Origin of the sequence: Citrobacter sp. CK206, from assembly GCF_030333125.1 — a bacterium.
Classification (GTDB): domain Bacteria; phylum Pseudomonadota; class Gammaproteobacteria; order Enterobacterales; family Enterobacteriaceae; genus Citrobacter_B; species Citrobacter_B koseri.
Genome location: NZ_JAOWGM010000030.1, coordinates 743,527 through 762,633, shown reverse-complemented (window position 1 = coordinate 762,633; position 19,107 = coordinate 743,527). Strand labels below are relative to the sequence as shown.

At 53.9% G+C, this 19,107-nt stretch carries 14 protein-coding genes; 10 read left to right on the top strand and 4 right to left on the bottom strand.

Translation table 11 applies throughout. The features are described from left to right. Window positions 1–6: 6 nt before the first annotated feature. Window positions 7–3,054: a formate dehydrogenase-N subunit alpha gene (fdnG, locus tag OGX81_RS20770; RefSeq protein WP_158661219.1), complete on the bottom strand. Its 3,048-nt coding sequence runs from the start codon at window positions 3,052–3,054 to the stop codon at window positions 7–9. A 234-nt stretch (window positions 3,055–3,288) separates the two neighbouring features. Here fdnG and yddG point away from each other — a divergent pair, with 234 nt between their 5' ends. From yddG to OGX81_RS20755, 3 genes are all read left to right on the top strand, one after another. Next, window positions 3,289–4,170, top strand: a complete 882-nt coding sequence (gene yddG / locus OGX81_RS20765; protein ID WP_104868662.1) for an aromatic amino acid efflux DMT transporter YddG — start codon at window positions 3,289–3,291, stop codon at window positions 4,168–4,170. Window positions 4,171–4,738: 568 nt separating this feature from the next. Further along, window positions 4,739–5,839: a porin OmpC gene (ompC, locus tag OGX81_RS20760; RefSeq protein WP_047463657.1), complete on the top strand. Its 1,101-nt coding sequence runs from the start codon at window positions 4,739–4,741 to the stop codon at window positions 5,837–5,839. 80 nt (window positions 5,840–5,919) lie between these two features. Continuing rightward, window positions 5,920–6,360: a GFA family protein gene (locus tag OGX81_RS20755; protein ID WP_024130326.1), complete on the top strand. Its 441-nt coding sequence runs from the start codon at window positions 5,920–5,922 to the stop codon at window positions 6,358–6,360. 1 nt (window position 6,361) lies between these two features. On the opposite strand, the gene OGX81_RS20750 is transcribed toward OGX81_RS20755, so the two are convergent. Beyond that, window positions 6,362–7,849, bottom strand: coding sequence for an MFS transporter (locus OGX81_RS20750; protein WP_104868661.1), 1,488 nt, complete (start codon window positions 7,847–7,849; stop codon window positions 6,362–6,364). Window positions 7,850–7,968: 119 nt separating this feature from the next. Here OGX81_RS20750 and OGX81_RS20745 point away from each other — a divergent pair, with 119 nt between their 5' ends. The 6 genes from OGX81_RS20745 (at window position 7,969) to narI (ending at window position 16,935) form a co-directional block, all read left to right on the top strand. Next, window positions 7,969–8,547: a TetR family transcriptional regulator gene (locus tag OGX81_RS20745; RefSeq protein ID WP_058669179.1), complete on the top strand. Its 579-nt coding sequence runs from the start codon at window positions 7,969–7,971 to the stop codon at window positions 8,545–8,547. A 215-nt stretch (window positions 8,548–8,762) separates the two neighbouring features. Beyond that, a complete protein-coding gene (locus tag OGX81_RS20740) occupies window positions 8,763–10,157 on the top strand; it encodes a NarK family nitrate/nitrite MFS transporter (RefSeq protein WP_104868660.1) in 1,395 nt (464 codons plus the stop codon). Window positions 10,158–10,281: 124 nt separating this feature from the next. Further along, a complete protein-coding gene (locus tag OGX81_RS20735; RefSeq protein WP_104868659.1) occupies window positions 10,282–14,022 on the top strand; it encodes a nitrate reductase subunit alpha in 3,741 nt (1,246 codons plus the stop codon). Then, entirely contained in the window at window positions 14,019–15,563 is a 1,545-nt protein-coding gene (gene narH, locus OGX81_RS20730) for a nitrate reductase subunit beta (protein WP_012132376.1), read from the top strand. The genes OGX81_RS20735 and narH overlap by 4 nt, the downstream gene beginning before the upstream one ends. Beyond that, window positions 15,563–16,258, top strand: a complete 696-nt coding sequence (gene narW / locus OGX81_RS20725; protein ID WP_012132375.1) for a nitrate reductase molybdenum cofactor assembly chaperone — start codon at window positions 15,563–15,565, stop codon at window positions 16,256–16,258. The genes narH and narW overlap by 1 nt, the downstream gene beginning before the upstream one ends. Beyond that, on the top strand, window positions 16,255–16,935 hold the full coding sequence (gene narI / locus OGX81_RS20720; RefSeq protein ID WP_012132374.1) for a respiratory nitrate reductase subunit gamma: 681 nt from the start codon (window positions 16,255–16,257) through the stop codon (window positions 16,933–16,935). Before narW ends, narI begins: the two co-directional genes overlap by 4 nt. Window positions 16,936–17,029: 94 nt before the next feature. Here narI and nhoA read toward each other — a convergent pair whose 3' ends face one another. Further along, window positions 17,030–17,875 (bottom strand): N-hydroxyarylamine O-acetyltransferase, encoded by an 846-nt coding sequence (gene nhoA / locus OGX81_RS20715; RefSeq protein WP_104868658.1) that lies wholly within the window; start codon window positions 17,873–17,875, stop codon window positions 17,030–17,032. A 104-nt stretch (window positions 17,876–17,979) separates the two neighbouring features. Beyond that, entirely contained in the window at window positions 17,980–18,366 is a 387-nt protein-coding gene (locus OGX81_RS20710) for a hypothetical protein (protein WP_130028597.1), read from the bottom strand. A gap of 129 nt (window positions 18,367–18,495) precedes the next feature. On the opposite strand from OGX81_RS20710, the gene OGX81_RS20705 reads away from it, so the two are divergent. Then, window positions 18,496–19,065: a flavin reductase family protein gene (locus tag OGX81_RS20705; protein WP_104868656.1), complete on the top strand. Its 570-nt coding sequence runs from the start codon at window positions 18,496–18,498 to the stop codon at window positions 19,063–19,065. The last annotated feature ends 42 nt before the right edge of the window (window positions 19,066–19,107 follow it).

Below are 19,107 nucleotides of genomic sequence, written 5' to 3'. Positions count from 1 at the left end.
CCTCCCTTACGCCTTCTCGATGTTAACTAAAAACGCTTTATATTCCGGCGTTTGCGAGTTGGAATCACCGACATTTGGCGTCAGGGTGTTCGCGATATAGCCTTTCCGCGCAACCCCTTCAAAGCCCCAGTGCAGCGGAATACCCACGGTTTCAACCTGCTGACCATTGACGTTCAGCGTTTGCAGACGTCGGGTCACCACGGCAACCGCCCGGATGAATCCACGTTTGCTGCTGACTTTCACTGCGTCGCCGTTGGCAATCCCTTTCGAGGCCGCCAGGTTTTCGCTGATTTCCACAAACTGCTCTGGCTGAGCAATCGCGTTCAGCAGTGCGTGCTTGGTCCAGGTGTGGAAATGTTCGGTCAGACGATAGGTTGTACCGACATACGGGAACTGATCTTTCTTGCCCATACGCTGCGCATCTTCTTCGTACAGACGAACGACCGGGCTGGAGATCACGTTCGGGTGCAGCGGGTTGGTGCCCAGCGGCGTTTCCATCGGCTCGTAGTGTTCCGGGAACGGCCCTTCCGCCAGCTTATCGATAGCGAACAGACGTCCCAGCCCTTCCGGCTGCATGATAAACGGCCCGGTTGCGCTACCCGGTGCGGCGGTGTTGAAGTCCGGGATATCGTTCCCCGTCCACTTCGATCCGTTCCACTGGATCAGCATCCGTTTCGGGTCCCACGGTTTACCCTGTGGATCTGCCGAGGCGCGGTTATACAGTACGCGGCGGTTCAGCGGCCATGCCCATGCCCAACCCAACGTATTGCCGAGACCTGACGGGTCGGCGTTGTCACGGTTAGCCATCTGGTTGCCCTGTTCGGTCCAGCTGCCGGTATAAATCCAGCAGGAGGACGACGTCGTTCCGTCATCGCGTAACTGGGCAAAACTGCTCAGCAACTGGCCTTTCTTCGCCAGCAGGACGCCGTTGGCGTCATAGAGATCTTCCAGCGCGTAGCCGTTGTTCTCTTTCGCAATCTCTTCAGACTCAGGATGATCCGGCTGTTTGTAGTCCCAGCTCATCTTCAGCAGCGGTTCAACGCCTTTACCCCCTTCGCTGCGATACATCTCGCGCAGACGGTGGTAAATACCGGCCAGAATTTGGCCGTCGTTGCGGGCTTCGCCCGGCGCATCCTGACCTTTCCAGTGCCACTGCAACCAGCGGCCAGAGTTGGCGATAGAGCCATCTTCTTCGGCAAAACAGGTTGACGGCAGACGGAAGACTTCAGTCTGGATCGACGCCGGATCGACGTCGTTAGACTCGCCGTGGTTCTGCCAGAACGTGGAGGTTTCCGTCACCAGCGGGTCAATGACCACCATGTACTTCAGCTTGCTCAGCGACTGCACCACTTTGTTTTTGTCCGGGAAGGACGCAACCGGGTTAAAGCCCTGACAGATGTAGCCGGTCACTTTACCGCTATCCATCATGTTGAAGTATTTAATGACGTCGTAGGCCTGATCCCACTTCGGCAGCCATTCAAAGCCCCAGTCATTCTCTTTCTGCGCCGCATCGCCGTAGAATGATTTCATCAGACTGACGAAGAACTTCGGATAGTTGCCCCAGTAGTTCACCTGGTCAGCCAGCGTGGCTTTCGGCGTGTTTGCGCTCAGATAGGTTTGCAGATCCGCCTGCTTCTCAGACGGCAGGGTCAGATAACCGCTCAGGCTGGTGGAAAGCAGACCTAAATCCGTTAACCCCTGGATGTTAGAGTGGCCGCGTAAGGCGTTGACGCCACCGCCTGCCATCCCCATGTTGCCGAGCAGCAACTGGATCATCGCCATCGTACGGATGTTCTGCGCGCCAACGGTATGTTGCGTCCAGCCCAGCGCGTACAGGAAGGTAGTGGTACGATCGGCAGCGCTGGTGGAGGCCAGCACTTCACACACTTTCAGGAAATCGGCCTTTGGCGTACCGCAGATGTTTTCGACAACATCCGGTGTATAGCGGGAAACGTGTTGTTTCAGCAGATTCCATACGCAGCGCGGATGGCTCAGCGTCTCATCACGTTTTGCATAGCCGTTTTCGTCGAACTGATAGTTCCAGGATGACTTGTCATACTGGCGTTTTTTGGCGTCGTAGCCGCTAAACAGACCATCATCGAAAGCAAAATCGTCCCGCACCAGCAGGCTGGCGTTGGTGTAATGCTTAACGTATTCGGCATTGATTTTATTGTTTTCAATCAGATACAGCAGTACGCCGGACAGGAAGGTAATGTCCGTACCGGAACGAATAGGCGCGTAAATATCCGCGACCGAGGCTGTACGTGTAAAACGTGGATCGACGACAATCAGCGTGGCGTCGTTGTTGTTTTTCGCTTCTATCGCCCAGCGGAATCCCACCGGATGTGCTTCAGCGGCGTTACCGCCCATCACCATAACGACGTTGGCGTTTTTGATATCAACCCAGTGGTTGGTCATCGCACCGCGACCAAATGTTGGAGCAAGACTTGCTACCGTTGGTCCGTGTCAGACGCGTGCCTGGTTGTCTACTGCCAGCATGCCGAGGGAACGCGCGAACTTCTGCGTCAACATGCCTGTTTCGTTACTGGCGGCGGAGGCGCAAAGCATCCCCGTGGAAAGCCAGCGGTTTACCGTTACGCCCTGTTCGTTCTTTTCAATAAAGTTGGCGTCACGGTCGGCTTTCATCAGCTTTGCGATGCGGGTGAACGCGTCATCCCAGCTAATGCGTTGCCATTTATCTGAACCGGGCGCGCGATACTCCGGGTAACGCAAGCGGTTTTCACTGTGTACATAATCCAGCAAACCTGCGCCCTTCGGACACAATGCGCCACGGCTGACCGGATGATCCGGGTCCCCTTCGATGTGATAAATTGCTTCTTTTGCGTTTTTTGCTCCATCGCCCAGGCTATACATTAATAGCCCGCAACCTACGGAACAGTATGTGCAGGTGTTTCGGATCTCTTTAGCGCGTAACAGCTTATAATTTCGCGCTTGAGCCAGTGCCATTTTGGGTGCAAAACCCAGAGCAGCGACTGTTGTTCCCGCCATACCGCCCGCGCAGATTTTAAAAAATTGTCTGCGGCTGACGTCCATTGCTTTCCTCTTTTTTCCAGGGATGTAACTTCGCGAGGAAACTAACAGCAATATCCATAACTTTTTTGCGTCAAATCAATAACGAATCGGTTCCGCTACTAAATAGTTCTTTTTGTCGAGTTTATATACCACCAAAGGAGTATCAGAAAGACAATGAATTAGCGCGGGAAGGTGTAAAAGTGCTATAAATTTCAGCGATATTTTTTTGACCAGGAATGGGGATAAACGGAGAGAATGACGACACAAAAAGCAACGTTAATTGGACTTATTGCCATCGTACTCTGGAGCACGATGGTCGGGCTTATTCGTGGGGTAAGTGAAGGACTTGGGCCTGTTGGCGGCGCCGCCGCTATTTATTCGCTAAGCGGATTATTGCTCATTTTTACCGTTGGGTTCCCCAATATTCGTCGTTTTCCTGTTCGTTATTTAATCGCTGGCAGCGTACTGTTTGTCAGTTATGAAATATGTCTGGCGCTCTCGCTGGGATATGCAGCAACGCGTCACCAGGCGATTGAAGTCGGCATGGTCAACTATTTATGGCCCAGCCTGACGATTCTTTTTGCTATTTTGTTCAATGGACAAAAAACAACCTGGCTGGTTGTTCCTGGATTAATTGTCGCGTTAACCGGCGTCTGTTGGGTTTTAGGCGGTGAACATGGACTCCATGTTGATGAAATTATCAGCAATATTGCAACCAGCCCATTAAGCTATTTTCTCGCTTTTCTCGGCGCATTTATCTGGGCAACCTACTGTACCGTCACTAACAAATATGCCAGAGGGTTTAATGGCATTACGATATTTGTCCTCCTCACTGCTGCAAGTTTATGGGTACATTATTTTCTGACGCCGCAGCCGGAGATGATTTTTAGCACGCCTGTCGTTATCAAACTGTTTTCTGCTGCCCTGACGTTAGGATTTGCTTATGCAGCATGGAACGTGGGTATTTTGCATGGCAACGTCACGATTATGGCTGTGGGGTCCTATTTTACCCCGGTGCTGTCATCTGCGCTGGCCGCTGTCCTGTTAAGCGCGCCGCTGTCATTTTCATTCTGGCAAGGTGCGGTTATGGTGTGTGCGGGTTCCCTGCTTTGTTGGTTAGCGACGCGTCGCGCCTGAAGTCAGTGGTTGGGGCGGATTATCTTTCGAGTTCTGTGGCTGCCCCGACTCTCTTCCTGCTGTATTAATTTCGGTTAAATGAATATTGCGATCGGCGTTATTTCTTCGAAAATTCTTATTTGCTTTTTTTCTGGCTTCTTGCCATATAGTTATTTAAATGAAAATTTGTTGTTGCTGATGAATGGCGAACGGAGTGTATAATACTTCATCACTTGTTTTGTTTTTGTTAAAATTATGATATTCAATTGATAAAATAAAGCATTTTATGTTCATTTGTAACTGTATTTTCGTATATAGTCAGCAAGCGTGACTAGAGACAATAAAACCATCACCCGCAAAACAATTCCTTTTGAAAATATATTATCTCAGGATATACCCATCTAAAATTAATACCATGAGATCTATTATGTAGATCTGGATCACACAACTTCAAATAATTTGTAATCTTATGAAACTTATTATTGAATTAGTACCACGACGTCTATTAAAAATAGTCTGCCATTGACAAGCGGCCTCGTTTAGAAATGGTTTAGGAAACACGCTAAGAAAATTATAAGGATTAATTAAAATGAAACTTAAATTAGTTGCAGTGGCAGTGACTACCCTGTTGGCAGCAGGTGCGGTAAACGCAGCTGAGGTATATAACAAAGACGGCAACAAACTGGACCTGTACGGTAAAGTAACCGCTCTTCATTATTTCTCTGACGACAAGGGTGATGATGGCGATAAAACTTATGCGCGTCTGGGCTTCAAAGGCGAAACTCAGATCAATGACCAACTGACCGGTTTCGGCCAGTGGGAATATGAATTCAAAGGCAACAACGACGAGTCCAACGGCACCAAAGGCAACAAAACGCGTCTGGCGTTCGCTGGTCTGAAATTTGATCAGTTCGGTTCTCTGGACTACGGCCGTAACTACGGCGTCGTTTACGACATCGGCGCATGGACTGACGTTCTGCCTGAGTTCGGTGGCGATACCTGGACCCAGAGCGATGTGTTCATGACTGGCCGTACTACCGGCGTTGCAACCTACCGTAACACCGACTTCTTCGGTCTGGTTGAAGGTCTGAACTTCGCTGCTCAGTATCAGGGTAAAAACGAACGTAGTAACAGCGATAAAATCTACGGCGCTGACATCACTAAAGCGAATGGCGACGGTTTCGGTATCTCCTCTACCTATGAGTTCGACGGTTTCGGCGTGGGTGCATCTTATGCAAAATCTGACCGTACTGACGCGCAGGTGAATTCTGCTGCGAACGAACTGAACGCAGGCGGTAAAAACGCAGAAGTTTGGGCTGCTGGTCTGAAATACGATGCGAACAACATCTACCTGGCGACCACCTACTCTGAAACCCGCAATATGACTGCTTACGGCAGCGATCACATTGCGAACAAAGCGCAGAACTTCGAAGCTGTTGCTCAGTACCAGTTCGACTTCGGTCTGCGTCCGTCCATCGCTTACCTGAAATCCAAAGGTAAAGACATCGGTAGCTGGGGTGACCAGGATCTGGTTGAGTACATCGATGTGGGCGCGACCTACTACTTCAACAAAAACATGTCTACCTACGTTGATTACAAAATCAACCTGGTTGACGACAGCCGCTTCACCGAAGCAGCTGGCGTTAGCACTGACAACATCGTTGCTGTTGGTCTGACCTACCAGTTCTAATCTTTCCTGATTTGAACATAAGCCAGCCCATGATGGGCTGGCTTTTCTCCAGATGTTGATCCGGTCATAAGGAGTATGCCGTGCAAACGTTCACAGGACGTTGCCTCTGTGGGCAGAGTCATTTCACCGTTGACGTTGAAATGCTCGATGTTTATGCCTGTCACTGCACGCTGTGTCAAAAATGGTCTGGTGGTATTGCGATGTACCTGGAAGCCTGCGGTCGTCCGCTTATGGCTCCCCATTCACCAGAGCCCTCTCACTTCTCTTCTTCTTTGCGTGGCGAACGCTACTTCTGTTCAGGTTGTGGGTGTCCGCTGTGGTTCCGGCTGACGGAAAGCGACCGCTATTTTATGCCCTGGACGCTGTTGGAATTAACCGAAGATGAACGGCGTCGTCTGATCCTGGCAGCCGAAATCTATACCGAAACGCAACCTGCGTTCTGGCGGTTGACGGGGCAATACGCTCGCCTGAGCGGTAAAGAGATCGAAGCGATGGATTACCCCTGTCAATTAGCACATTAGGTTAGCCGCGTTTTACTTTTGCCAGACTAAACCACATCCCTACTGCTAACAGAATTAACATGCTTCCGGCACTGCTCAGCGCCACGCTGTGCGACCAGGTAAACGCCTGTCTGGCGGCGTCCAGTATCGCCTCACCAAGTGAAGGCGAGAGCGTATCCGCCAGCTGCACCGCTTCTCCCATTGACGACGATGCGCGTTCGATTTCCTCTGCGTTCAGGCCGGAAGGAAGCAGGATAGATGCGGAAAAGCTGCGGCTTAACAACAAGCCAAAGATTGCAATGCCAAGCCCGGCGCCCAGTTCATAGGCCATGGTTTCTATCGCCCCGGCCGCCGCCGCTTTTTCTGCGGGCGCAGCGGCCATAATGGCGGCAGTAGAGGCGAGCAACGCGCTGGCGGCGCTAAAACCCAGCAGCGCCATCAGGCACCAGGCCTGCCATTGCTGCGTGCTGAAATCCGTCATTGCCAGACCATAAAAGCTCAGCGCGCTTAGCGCCATGCCGCCAGTCGCCACTGTTCGCAATCCCAGTCGTGAAACCAGCATCCCGGCAAGGGGGCCGCTGAATCCACTTGCGAGCATCACCGGCAGCATAAACAGCCCTGCTTCATACGGCGTTAAGCCATGAACAAACTGAAGCTCCTGCGCCATCAGCAACTCGAAGCCGACCAGCGTGATCATCGCCGTCATCGCCATCACAACGCCGCTCAGAATGATGCGATGCGTAAACAGACGCATATCGATCATCGGGCGCGCTGCCGCGAGCTGCGTGCGGATAAATATGCCCAACAACAGCGCGCCGATCATCAGCGTCAGGGCGATAACGCCGCTGGCCAGTTGCCCTTTCAGCGCGGTTTTCGCGCTGTATACCAGCAGCAGGATGGCGATAATCAGCATGACCGCATGGCTAAAGTTCAATGGCTGATCGCGGCGACCGGACTGGCGAGGCACAAAGCGCGCCGTTAACGCCATCACTACCAGGACAATGGGCACATTGATCAGAAAGACCGATCCCCAGTAAAAGTGCTCCAGTAACATACCGCCGACCAGCGGGCCGAACGCGGCGCCGCCCGACCCTACGGCCGCCCAGACGCCAAGCGCCATATTACGGTGACGGGCCTCAGAAAACGTGGCGCGGATACCGGCCAGCGTCGCCGGAACAATCATCGCCGCGCCGATAGCCAGAATCGCGCGGGTAGCAATCAGCCAACTGGCGCTGTGGGCGAACGCTGCCGCCAGCGACGCAAGACCGAATAAGCCTCCCCCCAGCAACAGCAGGCGTTTAAAGCCGATTCGATCGCCCAGCGCGCCCATCGGCAATACCATCCCTGCCATCACCAGAGAATAAATGTCAATGATCCACAACAGCTCGTTGCCACTGGCGCCCAACGTCATGCTCAGCGTGGGTGCGGCAACGTGCAGCACCGTTGCATCAATCGCAACAGGGATGTAGACCAGTACAATAATCATTAACGTTAACCACTGACGAAACATAAAACGTCCTTTGAAAGCAAAAAACTGAACACATGTTCAACTCTCGCGATCCTACGGAAAGTTGAACGCATGTCCAGCTTTTTGTTACACTGCGCCAACTGCGAAAATGGGAGAAAGCCATGAGTTATCTGAATCGGGATGAGCGCCGTGAAGTGATCCTGCAAGCGGCAATGCGCGTCGCGCTGGAAGAGGGATTGAGCGGCATGACGGTAAGGCGAATCGCGCAGGAAGCCGGCGTCGCGACCGGACAACTCCACCACCATTTCAGCAGTTCGGGCGAGCTTAAATCTCAGGTATTCGTTCGTCTGATTCGCACCTTGCTGGATGCCAGCCTGGTGCCCGAGCACTGCACCTGGCGCATGCGGCTGCACGCCATGCTGGGGAGTGACGATGGCGGATTAGAGCCCTACATTAAACTCTGGCGGGAAGCGCAGATCCTGGCGGATAACGACCCGGAAATTAAAAGCGCCTACCTGCTGACCATGCAAATGTGGCATGAAGAAACAACCGCCATCATTGAAGGCGGTCAGGAAGCGGGTGAATTTTCATTGGCCTCAGCCGCCGCTGATGTCGCCTGGCGATTAATCGCATTAGCCTGCGGACTGGACGGCATGTACGCCCTCGGTATGCCTGAAATGACCGACCCTGCCTACCAGCAGCATCTGGACCGCATGATTACGCTGGAGTTATTTCGCTGATGTTATACGTTAGTTAACAATGCATCTTTTGTATTTACATTTGGTAACACTTAAGCAACTTATTAACCGCCCTTCACTCCTCGTGGTCTCGCTTTTTTATCTATCCTTTCAATCAATATTCTTAAAAGTCTTCAATAAATTCTAAAAAGGGCCCGCGCGCCCTTCCTGGACTTATTTCTTTTTTTTCATGAACGACGTGTGCGTGTGAGGGCAATATGGCGCTACAAAATGAGAAAAATAATCGTTATCTTTTGAGTGACTGGAGGCCAGAACAACCCGCTTTCTGGGAAAACAAAGGTAAACACATTGCCCGAAGAAATCTTTGGATATCAGTGGCTTGTTTATTGCTCGCATTCTGCGTCTGGATGTTATTTAGTGCCGTCGCCGTTAATTTGAATAAAATTGGTTTTAATTTCACCACTGACCAGCTCTTTTTATTAACCGCTTTACCTTCGCTGTCCGGGGCTATATTACGCGTGCCCTACTCCTTTATGGTACCTATATTTGGCGGGCGTCGCTGGACGATTTTTAGCACATTTATTCTGATTATTCCCTGTATCTGGCTCGGTTTTGCGGTGCAAAATACATCCACCCCTTTTGGAGTATTTATTATCATTGCGCTGCTGTGCGGTTTTGCTGGCGCTAACTTTGCCTCCAGTATGGGCAACATCAGCTTTTTCTTCCCGAAAGCAAAGCAAGGTAGCGCCCTCGGCGTGAACGGCGGTTTAGGCAACCTTGGCGTCAGCGTGATGCAACTTGTCGCCCCGCTGGTGATTTTCCTGCCCATGTTCACTTTTCTGGGCGTACAGGGCGTGCCGCAGCCCGATGGCTCGCTGCTTTCGCTGACGAACGCCGCGTGGATCTGGGTGCCGTTATTGCTTATCGCGACCCTAGCAGCCTGGACCGGGATGAATGATATCGCCAGTTCGAAAGCCTCTGTCGCGTCTCAACTGCCGGTGCTGAAACGCTTTCACCTCTGGCTGCTCAGCCTGCTCTATCTCGCCACCTTCGGTTCTTTTATCGGTTTCTCCGCAGGATTCGCTATGCTGGCGAAAACCCAGTTTCCCGACGTCAATATTCTGCAACTGGCCTTCTTTGGCCCGTTTATCGGCGCGCTTGCGCGTTCTGCGGGCGGCGTTATTTCTGACAAGTTCGGCGGCGTTCGCGTCACGCTGATTAACTTCGTTTTCATGGCGCTGTTTACCGCCCTGCTGTTTCTGACATTACCGGGCTCCGGCTCAGGAAGTTTTATCGCCTTCTATCTGGTGTTTATGGGACTTTTCCTGACGGCGGGCCTGGGAAGCGGCTCGACCTTCCAGATGATTGCGGTCATTTTCCGCCAGATCACGATCTACAGGGTGAAACTGCGCGGCGGCTCAGATGCGCAGGCCCAGCGTGAAGCCGTGACCGATACGGCCGCCGCCCTCGGTTTTATCTCTGCGATTGGCGCAGTCGGCGGTTTCTTTATCCCTAAAGCTTTTGGTTCTTCTCTGGCGTTGACCGGCTCGCCGGTTGGCGCCATGAAAATCTTTCTGGTGTTTTACATCGTTTGCGTACTGGTGACCTGGCTGGTTTATGGTCGCCGTAAACCGGCAGCAACAAAAAAATAAAACATATTCATCACAGGTTCGGACGTAGGCCGGATAAGACGCCGGGCGTCGCCATCAGGCAATCACGCAGCGCCTTATCCGGCCTACAAGACCGCCTGACACATTATGGAGCAGGAGAAATGTCATGAGTAAACTGTTGGATCGCTTTCGCTATTTTAAGCAAAAAGGCGACACTTTTGCGGACGGTCACGGTCAGGTGATGCACACCAACCGGGACTGGGAGGACAGTTATCGTCAGCGCTGGCAGTTCGATAAAATCGTGCGCTCCACGCATGGCGTGAACTGCACCGGCTCCTGTAGCTGGAAAATCTACGTTAAAAATGGTCTGGTGACCTGGGAAACGCAGCAGACGGACTACCCCCGAACCCGCCCGGATCTGCCTAATCATGAACCGCGCGGCTGCCCACGCGGCGCCAGCTATTCCTGGTATCTCTATAGCGCTAACCGCCTGAAGTATCCGCTGGTGCGTAAACGCCTGATTGAACTGTGGCGTGACGCCCTTTCCCGCCAGCCTGATCCGGTACTGGCGTGGGAGTCGATCATGAACGATCCGCAAAAGTGCCAAAGCTACAAGCAGGTACGCGGACGCGGTGGGTTTATTCGTTCTAACTGGAAAGAACTTAATCAGCTGATCGCGGCGGCCAACGTCTGGACCGTCAAAAACTATGGCCCTGACCGTGTCGCCGGGTTCTCGCCGATTCCGGCGATGTCGATGGTCTCCTACGCCGCCGGAACCCGTTATCTCTCGTTGCTCGGCGGAACCTGCCTGAGTTTCTATGACTGGTACTGCGATCTGCCGCCCGCATCGCCGATGACGTGGGGCGAGCAAACCGATGTCCCGGAATCCGCAGACTGGTACAACTCCAGCTATATCATCGCCTGGGGCTCTAACGTGCCGCAAACGCGCACGCCGGACGCGCACTTCTTCACAGAAGTGCGTTACAAAGGCACCAAGACGATTGCCATTACGCCGGACTACTCAGAAGTCGCCAAGCTGTGCGACCAGTGGCTGGCGCCGAAGCAAGGTACTGACAGCGCGCTGGCGATGGCAATGGGCCACGTCATCCTCAAAGAGTTTCATCTCGATAACCCCAGCGACTATTTCCTGAATTACTGTCGCCGCTATACCGACATGCCGATGCTGGTCATGCTTGAAGCGCGCGAAGACGGCAGCTATGTGCCGGGTCGCATGATGCGGGCGTCCGATCTGGTCGACGGGCTGGGTGAAACCAATAACCCGGAATGGAAAACCGTCGCTTATAACCGCGCGGGTGAACTGGTAGTGCCGAACGGTTCCATCGGCTTTCGCTGGGGCGAGCAAGGCAAGTGGAATCTTGAGCCGCTGGCGGCAGGCAACGAAACGGAACTGACCCTCTCCTTGCTGGGCCAGCATGATGATGTCGCTGGCGTGGCGTTCCCTTACTTTGGCGGTAATGAGAATCCGCATTTTCGCAGCGTGAAGCAAGAACCGGTTCTGGTGCGCCAGTTGCCGGTGAAGCATCTTACCCTGGCCGATGGCAGCCTCTGCCCGGTCGTCAGCGTCTACGACCTGGTGCTGGCGAATTATGGCCTGGACCGTGGTCTGGATGACGATCACAGCGCCAAAGATTACGCGGAAATTAAGGCCTACACTCCCGCCTGGGGCGAACAGATTACCGGCGTACCGCGTCGTCACATCGAAACGATCGCCAGGGAATTTGCCGATACCGCGCATAAAACGCATGGCCGTTCCATGATCATCCTCGGTGCCGGTGTGAACCACTGGTATCACATGGATATGAACTATCGCGGGATGATTAACATCCTCGTATTCTGCGGCTGCGTGGGGCAAAGCGGCGGCGGCTGGGCGCACTACGTGGGGCAGGAAAAGTTACGCCCACAAACCGGCTGGCTGCCGCTGGCGTTTGCGCTGGACTGGAACCGCCCGCCGCGTCAGATGAACAGCACGTCGTTTTTCTATAATCACGCCAGCCAGTGGCGTTATGAAAAACTGACCGCGCAGGAACTGCTGTCGCCGCTGGCTGATTCCTCACGCTTTACCGGCCATTTAATTGATTTCAACGTGCGAGCTGAACGTATGGGCTGGCTGCCCTCCGCGCCTCAGCTCAATCTCAACCCGCTCACGCTGAAAAGCAAAGCGGAACAGGCCGGATTATCCCCTGCCGATTACACCGTACAGGCGCTGAAATCGGGGGATATTCGTTTTGCCTGCGAGCAGCCGGACAGCGGTAAAAACCACCCGCGCAACCTCTTCGTCTGGCGCTCGAATTTGCTGGGTTCATCCGGCAAGGGGCATGAATACATGCTCAAATACCTGCTGGGCACCGAAAGCGGCATTCAGGGAGAGGCGCTGGGGTCCAGTGATGGCGTCAAACCGGAAGATGTGGAGTGGCAAACGGCCGCCATTGAAGGCAAACTCGACCTGCTGGTGACGCTGGATTTCCGTATGTCCAGCACCTGCCTGTTCTCGGATATTGTGCTGCCGACCGCCACCTGGTATGAAAAAGACGACATGAATACCTCGGATATGCATCCGTTTATTCATCCGCTGTCTGCTGCCGTTGACCCGGCGTGGGAATCGAAAAGCGACTGGGAAATCTACAAAGGGATCGCCAAAGTGTTCTCCGACGTCTGCGTGGGGCATCTTGGCAAAGAAACCGATGTGGTGCTGCAACCGCTACAGCATGACTCCCCGGCGGAGCTGGCGCAGCCGTTTGATATTCTCGACTGGCGCAAAGGCGAATGCGATCTGATCCCCGGTAAAACCGCGCCGAACATCGCGGTGGTGGAACGCGACTATCCGGCGACGTATGAACGGTTCACCTCCCTCGGCCCGTTGATGGATACGCTGGGCAACGGCGGGAAAGGCATTTCCTGGAATACGGAAAACGAAGTCGATTTCCTCGGTAAACTCAATTACACCAAACGTGAAGGCCCGGCGAAAGGTCGCCCGCTGATTGACACCGCGCTGGACGCCTCTGAAGTCATCCTTGCGCTGGCGCCGGAAACCAACGGCCAGGTGGCGGTCAAAGCCTGGGAGGCGCTGGGCGCGATTACCGGGCGCGATCATACTCATCTGGCGCTGAACAAAGAAGACGAGAAAATCCGCTTCCGGGATATTCAGGCCCAGCCGCGCAAAATTATCTCCAGCCCGACCTGGTCCGGTCTTGAAAGCGAGCATGTCTCTTACAATGCCGGGTACACCAACGTTCATGAGCTGATCCCGTGGCGCACGCTGTCCGGTCGTCAGCAGCTCTATCAGGATCACGCCTGGATGCGCGCCTTCGGGGAAAGTCTGGTGGCCTACCGTCCGCCGATTGACACCCGTAGCGTCAGCGAAATGCGCGAAATCCCGCCGAACGGTTTCCCGGAAAAAGCGCTGAACTTCCTCACGCCACACCAGAAATGGGGCATTCACTCCACCTATAGCGAAAACCTGCTCATGCTGACGCTGTCGCGCGGCGGGCCGATTGTCTGGATCAGTGAAACCGATGCCCGTGAGCTGGGCATTGAGGATAACGACTGGATCGAGGCCTTCAACGCCAACGGCGCCCTCACCGCGCGTGCGGTGGTCAGCCAGCGCGTGCCGCCGGGTATGACCATGATGTACCACGCTCAGGAACGCATCATGAATATCCCGGGTTCTGAAGTCACAGGGATGCGCGGCGGGATTCACAACTCCGTTACGCGCGTCTGCCCGAAACCGACCCATATGATCGGCGGCTATGCGCAACTGGCCTACAGCTTTAACTACTACGGTACGGTCGGATCGAACCGCGACGAGTTCATCATGATTAGAAAAATGAAAAATATTAACTGGCTGGATGATGAAGGTCGGGATCAGGTACAGGAGGCGAAAAAATGAAAATACGCTCACAGGTAGGCATGGTTCTCAACCTTGATAAGTGCATCGGCTGCCACACCTGCTCCGTCACCTGTAAAAACGTCTGGACCGGGCGTGAAGGTATGGAGTACGCGTGGTTTAACAACGTTGAGACAAAACCCGGTATCGGCTATCCGAAAAACTGGGAAGATCAGGAGGAGTGGCAAGGCGGCTGGGTTCGCGATGTCAACGGCAAGATAAGACCGCGTCTGGGCGGCAAGATGGGCGTTATCACCAAAATCTTCGCCAACCCGGTGATCCCGCAAATCGATGATTACTACGAACCGTTTACCTACGATTATCAGCATCTGCATAGCGCGCCGGAGAGCAAAAACCAGCCCACCGCCCGCCCGCGTTCGCTGATTGACGGCAAAAGGATGGACAAAATTGTCTGGGGGCCAAACTGGGAAGAATTGCTCGGTGGCGAATTTTCAAAACGTGCCCGCGATCGTAACTTCGAGAAGATGCAAAAGGAGATGTACGGCCAGTTCGAAAACACCTTCATGATGTATCTGCCGCGTCTGTGCGAGCACTGCCTGAACCCGAGCTGTGTGGCGACCTGCCCGAGCGGCGCGATTTATAAGCGTGAAGAAGATGGCATTGTGCTGATCGACCAGGATAAATGTCGCGGCTGGCGTCTGTGCATCAGCGGTTGTCCGTACAAAAAAATCTACTTCAACTGGAAAAGCGGCAAATCAGAAAAATGTATTTTCTGTTATCCGCGTATCGAATCCGGTCAGCCGACCGTCTGCTCGGAAACCTGTGTTGGCCGTATTCGCTATCTCGGCGTGTTGCTGTATGACGCGGACCGCATTGAAGAAGCGGCCAGCACCGAACACGAAACCGATCTCTATGAGCGTCAGTGCGACGTGTTCCTTGACCCGAACGATCCAGCGGTGATTGAAGAAGCGCTGAAACAGGGTATTCCGCAAAACGTGATTGAGGCCGCTCAGCGTTCCCCGGTCTACAAAATGGCGATGGACTGGAAGCTGGCGCTGCCGTTACACCCGGAATACCGCACCCTGCCGATGGTCTGGTACGTGCCACCGCTGTCGCCAATTCAGTCTTATGCCGATGCTGGCGGCCTGCCGCAAACCGAAGGTGTGCTTCCGGCGATCGAAAGCCTGCGTATTCCGGTGCAGTACCTTGCCAATATGCTGAGCGCAGGCGATACCGGCCCGGTGCTGCGCGCCCTGAAACGGATGATGGCGATGCGCCACTATATGCGTTCGCAGACGGTGGAAGGCGTTACGGACACCCGCGCTATTGAGGAAGTCGGCTTAAGTGTGGAACAGGTGGAAGAGATGTATCGCTACCTGGCGATCGCCAACTACGAAGACCGTTTCGTGATCCCAACCAGCCACCGTGAAATGGCGCGTGACGCCTTCCCTGAGCGTAACGGCTGCGGCTTCACCTTCGGCGATGGCTGCCACGGTTCCGACACCAAATTTAACCTGTTTAACAGCAGCCGCATTGACGCCATCAACATCACCGAAGTACGCGATAAGGCGGAGGGCGAATAATGCAGATCCTCAAGATTATCGGCTTGCTGATGGAGTACCCGGATGAGCTGTTGTGGGAGTGCCGTGACGACGCCATCGCGCTTATTCGCCATGACGCGCCAATGCTCACCGACTTCACCACTGAGCTGTTAAACGCCCCGCTGCTGGATAAGCAGGCGCAGTGGTGCGAAGTCTTTGATCGCGGGCGCGCGACGTCGCTGTTGCTGTTTGAACACGTTCATGCGGAATCGCGCGATCGGGGCCAGGCAATGGTCGATCTGCTGGCCCAGTATGAAAAGGTGGGACTGCAACTTGACTGCCGCGAGTTACCCGACCATCTGCCGCTCTATCTGGAGTATTTGAGCGTGCTGCCGGAAGCAGAAGCGCGGGAGGGATTGCAGAACATCGCGCCGATCCTCGCGCTGCTGGGCGGGCGTTTAAAACAACGGGAAACGCCGTGGTATCAGCTGTTTGACGCCCTGCTGTCGCTGGCGGGCAGTCCACTTTCAAGTGACAGCGTCACGCAGCAGATCGGCGGCGAGGCGCGTGACGATACCCGTCAGGCGCTGGATGCCGTCTGGGAAGAGGAACAGGTGAAGTTTATCGAAGATAACGCCACCGCCTGTGACAGTTCTCCGTTACAACACTATCAACGACGCTTTAGCCAGGACGTGGCGCCACAGTATGTCGACGTCAGCGCGGGAGGCCCGAAATGATACAGTACCTGAACGTCTTTTTTTACGACATCTACCCCTACCTCTGCGGCACGGTGTTTATTCTCGGCAGTTGGTTGCGCTATGACTACGGGCAATACACCTGGCGCGCCTCGTCCAGCCAGATGCTGGACAAACGCGGCATGGTGCTATGGTCAAACCTGTTCCATATCGGCATCCTGGGGATCTTCTTCGGCCATCTGTTCGGTATGTTAACGCCCCACTGGATGTACGCCTGGTTCCTGCCCATTGCGGTGAAACAGCAAATGGCGATGATTCTTGGCGGGGTCTGTGGTGTGCTGACGCTGGTCGGCGGCGCAGGTCTGCTGATTCGGCGCCTGTTTAATCAGCGCGTGCGCGCCAGCTCATCCACGGCGGATATTTTGATCCTCTGTATCCTGCTGATCCAGTGCATCCTCGGGCTGACGACAATACCGTTCTCCGCGCAACACCCGGACGGAAGCGAGATGCTGAAACTGGTCGGTTGGGCGCAGGCGGTTGTGACGTTCCAGGGCGGCGCTTCGGCGCATCTGGACGGCGTGGCGCCAATTTTCCGCGCGCATCTGGTGTTGGGAATGACCATCTTCCTGATTTTCCCGTTCACGCGTCTGGTGCATGTCTGGAGCGCGCCGTTTGAGTATTTCACTCGCCGCTACCAGATTGTCCGCTCACGTCGCTGACCTGACCCCATGCCCGGTGGCGCGACGCTTACCGGGCCTACAAAATACTCCCTGTAGGCCGGATAAGGCGTAAGCCGCCATCCGGCGCAAAACGTTATTTCCCTGCCTCCGGGTGGGTATCAAACGCCGCCATGACGGCCGCTAATTCCGCCTCGGTAAACCCGTGCTTCGCATCATCGACTCCCAGCCCAAACTGCTCCTGCAATAGCGCGTAAAGCGACGCCACATCCGGCACATTACGCTGTTCTATCGCATGGCCTTCCTGATAATGGGTGAAATGGAAATTGGTCAGCGTCAGCTTACCGCCATCCGGTAAATGGCGGCACATCAACAGGTGATGGCGAAAATGCGACTGCGGCCAGTGCGCTGACCAGAAGTTGCCCATCACGTAATCGCTCTGCTGCTGAACCCCCAGATCGAAGCAATACATCGACTGCCAGTGATCGTGATGGCGGAACTGCAAAATCCAGTTATTCCCCTCTTGTCGCAAACGGTATTTGCCATGCGGCGTCTGTTGTTCACATTCTGCCTGCAAACGGATGGGCGCGGTCAATGTCTGCCCGCCAAATCCGACGTCTGCAATCCACGGCTCGCCTTGCAGTTCGACCAGTAACAGCCGGTGCGTACGTGGCGGCAAGCTGGTCGGGTTTGTCAGTACGACGCGCCCCAGCAGGCTGCGCACGGTAAAGCCTGTCTCCCATAAAGCACGTTCAAACAGCCCATTTTGTTCGAAGCAATAGCCGCCGCGACGGGCGGTCAGCAATTTTTCCTCCAGCGACAGATCGTCGAGCTGAATTTCGCGCGGCAGTAAGACATCCAGATTTTCAAACGGAATGGTGCTGTTATGCTGCAAATGCAGCGCTCGTAAAGTGTCAAGATTAGCTTCGGCAGCGCCCGACCAATTTATGCGGGCAAAATAGACGGTCAAAAAAGACGTCATAAGGCATTCCTGTCTGTAGGGGTTCACGCAAAAAAGCTGATTCTACGCTGATGGCGGCAATCTGTTACCCCGCCGCCTGACGTAATATGTCACGGATGCGGTTCTCAATCTGGAGTATGAGTGATTTTTGGCCTTTGATATGACGGAATGTGCGTAACCGGATAATCAAATGTCCCTTCCAGTCGGCATTTATCGTAGAGTGTCGTTCCCTGAATAAAGATCAGATAAATATTATGCTGCCGATCGTAGACAAAATCGTCGCCATTCTGAAACGTAACCAGTCGAAAGGCGTGATCGCCAATACGTTTTTTCCTTACGCCTCCTGCCCCTACCTGAAAACGATCTTTCCACTTCATTGTTGTTAAACCATAATCAAAAAAAGATATGCGTACGGCACCGCGAATATGGCACATCAGGTTCATACCTGTAGCAGCAGAGGCGGAGAGCGTAGACAACAAATATAATGAGGCTGCGAAAATCAAAAAAAGCATATATTTACTTAATTTTTCGTATCTATGACGTTATCACGCACAATAACACTCGTTGTGCGTATAGCCAATGTGAACGTTATTTTGGTGTCGTTACGCTAAGACGATAATCCCCCTGAACGAGGCATACCTATGAGTCGTTTTCGTCCTGTAGAGCTACATCATGCCAGCCGTCTGTTAAATCACGGCCCGACGGTTCTGATCACCAGCCGGGACGATCGCACGGAGCGGCGGAATGTCATGGCGGTGGCGTGGTCTATGCCCGTCGAGTTTGAGCCTCCCCGTCTTGCCATTGTGCTGGATAAAACCACCTGGTCGCGCGAGCTTATAGAACGCAGCGGTATGTTTGGCATCGTGATTCCCGGCGTAGCGGCAACGAACTGGACGTATGCGGTAGGCAGCGTCTCTGGCCGCGAAGAAGATAAATTCAACTGCTATGGCATCCCGGTGGTAAAAGGCCCGGTGCTCGGTTTACCCATGATCGAAGAGAAATGCCTCGCCTGGATGGAATGCCGACTGCTGCCCGCAACGTCGGCACAGGAAAAATATGACACGCTTTTTGGCGAAGTGGTTTCGGCGGCGGCGGATGAACGTGTTTTTATTGAAGGCCGCTGGCAGTTTGATGACGATAAACTGAATACTCTGCATCATTTAGGCGCGGGAACCTTCGTTACCTCGGGCAAAAAAATTACCGCGGGCTGAAGGCGAAATGCCCTCCGGCATCCCCGTTTATCATCCACTCTT

Bases quoted from the DNA above. Each gene is read 5' to 3' on its own strand.
- yddG (WP_104868662.1), top strand. From the start codon at position 3,289: ATGACGACACAAAAAGCAACGTTAATTGGACTTATTGCCATCGTACTC.
- ompC (WP_047463657.1), top strand. From the start codon at position 4,739: ATGAAACTTAAATTAGTTGCAGTGGCAGTGACTACCCTGTTGGCAGCA.
- OGX81_RS20750 (WP_104868661.1), bottom strand. From the start codon at position 7,849: ATGTTTCGTCAGTGGTTAACGTTAATGATTATTGTACTGGTCTACATC.
- OGX81_RS20745 (WP_058669179.1), top strand. From the start codon at position 7,969: ATGAGTTATCTGAATCGGGATGAGCGCCGTGAAGTGATCCTGCAAGCG.
- OGX81_RS20740 (WP_104868660.1), top strand. From the start codon at position 8,763: ATGGCGCTACAAAATGAGAAAAATAATCGTTATCTTTTGAGTGACTGG.
- OGX81_RS20735 (WP_104868659.1), top strand. From the start codon at position 10,282: ATGAGTAAACTGTTGGATCGCTTTCGCTATTTTAAGCAAAAAGGCGAC.
- narH (WP_012132376.1), top strand. From the start codon at position 14,019: ATGAAAATACGCTCACAGGTAGGCATGGTTCTCAACCTTGATAAGTGC.
- narW (WP_012132375.1), top strand. From the start codon at position 15,563: ATGCAGATCCTCAAGATTATCGGCTTGCTGATGGAGTACCCGGATGAG.
- narI (WP_012132374.1), top strand. From the start codon at position 16,255: ATGATACAGTACCTGAACGTCTTTTTTTACGACATCTACCCCTACCTC.
- nhoA (WP_104868658.1), bottom strand. From the start codon at position 17,875: ATGACGTCTTTTTTGACCGTCTATTTTGCCCGCATAAATTGGTCGGGC.
- OGX81_RS20710 (WP_130028597.1), bottom strand. From the start codon at position 18,366: ATGCTTTTTTTGATTTTCGCAGCCTCATTATATTTGTTGTCTACGCTC.
- OGX81_RS20705 (WP_104868656.1), top strand. From the start codon at position 18,496: ATGAGTCGTTTTCGTCCTGTAGAGCTACATCATGCCAGCCGTCTGTTA.